The organism is Kitasatospora sp. NPDC047058, from assembly GCF_040643935.1.
In the GTDB taxonomy this organism is placed as follows: Bacteria; Actinomycetota; Actinomycetes; order Streptomycetales; family Streptomycetaceae; genus Kitasatospora.
The window spans coordinates 1-3,984 of record NZ_JBEYVJ010000539.1; the positions used below are offsets into that span (position 1 = coordinate 1).

Below are 3,984 nucleotides of genomic sequence, written 5' to 3' on the forward strand. Positions count from 1 at the left end.
CCCAGGCGCTCGCCGCCGACCACCGCGGCCGCGTCCTGCGCGACCGCCGACGGTGCCACCACGGCGGGCGCCACGCCCGCGGCCAGCAGTGCGGCGGCGGCGCAGGCGGCGGCGCAGACGGCCGCCGGGCGGCTGACGGAGCGTGACCCGCGGTGCGCCCCGGGCGGTACCGGCGCCGGCCGCCGCGTCGATGTCCGCCGCGCTGGGCTCTGTTGCCCTGACCTTTGCTGCCCTGACCTCTGCTGCACACCGCGAACGTACCCGCGCCACCGTCGGCCCGCCGTGCCCGCTGCTCCGTCCGGGCCCGTCCCGGGTTCTGCCGGGCCGCCGAGCACCGGTAGCTCGGCGGCCGCCCGCTCGGCGTCAGCCGGCTCGGCGCCCGACCGCCGCCTCGACGCCGTCCAGCAGGACGGCGAGGCCGGTGCGGAAGGCCGCCAGGGTCTGCGCCTCCAGGGGGTTGCCGCCGCCGTCGGGCGCCGCGGTGCCGGCATCGGCGTCGGTCCCGGTGCCGGCGGCGGTCTCGGTCCCGGCGTCGCTCTCCAGGGCGGTCAGCAGCGGGAAGCGGTCCGCGAAGTCCGGGGCGAGCTCGGCGAGCCGGGCGGAGCGTGCGTACCACCACTCCTCGTCGGGGACGCCGGTGGCGGCCGCCGCGGCGCGGGCCTCGGCGGCCGTCCGGGCCATGCCGCGGACGAGCTGCCAGAGCGCGGCGACGACGCCCCGCAGCACCCGGGTCGGCAGGCCGGCACCGCCGAGGATCCGCAGCAGCGACTCCATCGCGCCCAGCTCGGCGGGGCCGAGTACCGGCCGGGCCTGGGAGATCTGCAGCACCCACGGGTGGCGCAGGTAGCAGGCGAACGCGTCCTCGGCCCAGGCCGTGGCGGCGGGCCGCCAGCCGTCGCCGAGGTCGTAGTCGACGGGCAGTTCGGCGTGGACCCGGTCGTGCATCAGGTCGAGCAGCTCGCCCTTGCCCGGCACGTAGGTGTAGAGGGCCATGGCCGTGCGGCCGAGCCGCTCGCCGACCGCGCGCATGGAGAGTGCGGCCATGCCCTCCGCGTCGGCGACCGCGATCCCGGCGGTCACGATCGCGGCCACGCTCAACGCGGGCTTGGGGCCGCTGCGCCCGGCTCGGGGGACGTCCGGCGCGGCCCACAGGAGGGACATCGAGCGGTGGGCATCGCCCTGCCCGGCGAAGACGGTCACGACGGCAACTCCTTATGGCGTAAAGTATCCCGCCTGCGAGAACTCTTTATGGCGTAAGGCTATCGTGAATCCGCAACCGGAGGGGCCGACCGTGTCGCTGCCAGTCACATCCGTCCAGGTCATCGAGGTCGAGCGGGTCACCCCGCGGATGGCCCGGATCAGCTTCGAGGCCGAGGTGCTCGATCCGGGCGTCGGCGGCACGCCCGACCAGCAGGTCAAGCTCTGCTTCCCGCGGCCGGGCCGGGAGACGCCCGTCCTGCCCGCCCGGAGCGATGACGTGATGGGCTGGTACCAGGCCTACCTGGCCATCCCGGAGGCCGAACGGCCGTGGATGCGCAGCTTCACCCTCCGCCGGCGGCGGCCCGGCACCCGGGTGGTGGAGATCGACTTCGTGCTGCACGGCGACACCGGCCCGGCGAGCGCCTGGGCCGGCCGGGCCCGGCCCGGGGACCGGCTCGGCATGGTCGGCCCGTCCGAGCTGTACGCCCCGCCGGTCCCGTTCGCGGACGCCGTCGCCGCGGCCGACTGGGTGCTGCTGGCCGGCGACGAGACGGCGCTGCCCGCGATCGGCACGCTGCTGGAGGCACTGCCCGCCGGCACCCCGGCGGTCGCCTTCCTGGAGGTGGCGGCGGAGGCCGAACGGCAGCAGCTCGCGACCGGGGCCGCGCTGACCGTCCACTGGCTGCACCGCGACGGTGCGGCTCCCGGAGGGCCGCTGACCGCGGCGGTCCGGGCGGCCGAACTGCCCGCCGGCACACCGTTCGCCTGGCTGGCCGGGGAGGCGTCGGCGATCCGGGCCCTCCGCCGCCACCTGGTCGGGGAGCGCGGCCTGGCCAAGACCTCGGTCGAGTTCGCCGGCTACTGGCGCCACCGGCTCGGCCAGGACGACGCCCCCACGGCCGAGGACCTGGCGGACGCGCAGGAGAAGTCGGCCTGAGGCGCCCGTTCGCCCGGCGCGGCGTCAGGCGTGCGCCGGGCGGTGGTTCCGGCGGCGTCCCGGTGGGCAGGGTGGATAGCGAACGGTCGGACGGAAACCGGCCGGTGACGGTCCACAGGCAGTCCAGGACGACCGGAGGAGCAGGGGTGGGCGACGTGACCAGGCGAACCGACAGCGCGTACGAGGGGATCCGGCACCGCGACGTCGAGGTGAACGGCGTCCGGCTGCACCTCGCCGAGCAGGGCGACGGCCCGCTGGTCCTGCTGCTGCACGGGTTCCCGGAGAGCTGGTACTCCTGGCGCCACCAGTTCGCCCCGCTCGTCGCGGCCGGCTACCGGGTGGTCGCCCCCGACCAGCGCGGCTACGCCCGCAGCGAGCAGCCGGCGGCCGTCGACGCCTACACCCTGCTCCACCTCGTCGGCGACGTCACGGCGCTGATCGGCGCGCTCGGCGGGGAGCCGACCGTGGTGGTCGGCCACGACTGGGGCGCGCCGGTCGCCTGGAGCACCGCCGCGCTCCGCCCCGACCTGGTGCGCGGCGTGGCCGGGCTGAGCGTGCCGCCGCTGCCGGTCTCCGGGCTGCCGCCGCTGGCGCAGTCCCGGGAGCGGTTCGGCGACGGCTTCTACCAGAACTACTTCCAGCGGCCCGGCGTCGCCGATGCCGAACTCGCCCGGGACCCGCGCTCCACCTTCCGGCGCGTGCTGTTCAGCGGGTCCGGTGACCGCCCCGGCTCCGACCGACCGAGCGGCTGGGTCGTCCCCGAGGGCCGGACGCTGCTGGACACCGTCCCCGAGCCGGAGAAGCTGCCCGACTGGCTCACCGAGGACGACATCGAGGCCTTCGCCGCCGACTACGCCGGGCACGGCGACCGCGCCTTTATTGGGCCGCTCAACTGGTACCGGAACATCGACCGCAACAACGAGCTGCTCAGCGCGTTCGACGGGCGCCGGATCGAGGTGCCCGCGCTGTACGTGGTCGGGGACCGCGACATGGTGACGGCGCTGATCGGCCCGGACGCGCTCCGGCTCCTGCTGGAGAACCTCACGCCCAAGCTGCACCGGCACGTCGTGCTGCCCGGCGCGGGCCACTGGACGCAGCAGGAACGGCCGGCCGAGACCACCGCGGCGCTGCTGGACTTCCTCCGCCACCTGGACGGCTGAACGCGCCGTCGGCCGTGCGGCGGTTGCTGCTTTTTGACGAAGCGTCAAACCGGCAGGAGCCGGGTGATCAGCTCGCCGAGCCGGCGGGCGTTGCGGCAGGGGTGCATCTCCACCGCCTCCGCGTAGGCGAGCGCGGCGGAGTCGCCGGTACTCCAGAGCTCGGGCTGCTCCGGATTGAGCCAGTGCACCCGGCGCGCCCGGCCGGCGATCAGCCGCAGTGCGGCGACGTTCGGGTCGCGGTGGTTGTTCCGGGCGTCGCCGAGCACCAGCACGCTGGTCCGCGGGCCGACCGCGTCCAGGTGGTGCTCGGCGAACTCGCCCAGTGCCGAGCCGTAGTCGCTGTTGCCGTGGTGGCCCATCACCTTGGCCTCGGTGAGGATCCGCCGCGCGAGCGCGGCCGGGTCTCCGCTGCCGCCGCCCGCGGTCAGCATCGCCGTCACCTCGGCCGTGCGGTTCACGAACGCGAACACCCGGACCTTGCTGAACTGGTCGCTCATCGCCTGCACCAGCAGCATGGTGAAGTCCGCGAAGCCGGCCACCGAGCCGGAGACGTCGCAGAGCAGCACGATCTCCGGGCGGGCCGGCCGGCGCAGCCGGTAGGCCGGGCGCAGCGGCACGCCCCCGGTGGAGAGCGAGCGGCGCAGGGTGCGGCGCAGGTCGATCGTTCCGCGGGCCGCCCGGCGCCGC

Annotated in this window: 4 protein-coding genes; 2 read left to right on the top strand and 2 right to left on the bottom strand. The window is 75.8% G+C overall.

Annotated features, from left to right (window positions below; all coding sequences use genetic code 11):
* Positions 1–363 precede the first annotated feature (363 nt).
* On the bottom strand, positions 364–1,200 hold the full coding sequence (locus ABZ885_RS36995; RefSeq protein ID WP_360198938.1) for a TetR/AcrR family transcriptional regulator C-terminal domain-containing protein: 837 nt from the start codon (positions 1,198–1,200) through the stop codon (positions 364–366).
* 91 nt (positions 1,201–1,291) lie between these two features.
* Here ABZ885_RS36995 and ABZ885_RS37000 point away from each other — a divergent pair, with 91 nt between their 5' ends.
* Both ABZ885_RS37000 and ABZ885_RS37005 read left to right on the top strand, forming a co-directional pair.
* Entirely contained in the window at positions 1,292–2,137 is an 846-nt protein-coding gene (locus ABZ885_RS37000) for a siderophore-interacting protein (RefSeq protein WP_360198940.1), read from the top strand.
* 155 nt (positions 2,138–2,292) lie between these two features.
* On the top strand, positions 2,293–3,297 hold the full coding sequence (locus tag ABZ885_RS37005) for an alpha/beta hydrolase (RefSeq protein ID WP_360198942.1): 1,005 nt from the start codon (positions 2,293–2,295) through the stop codon (positions 3,295–3,297).
* A 44-nt stretch (positions 3,298–3,341) separates the two neighbouring features.
* Here the strand turns inward: ABZ885_RS37005 and ABZ885_RS37010 are convergent.
* The coding region (locus ABZ885_RS37010) for a VWA domain-containing protein (protein WP_360198944.1) at positions 3,342–3,984 on the bottom strand (643 nt) is incomplete at its 5' end.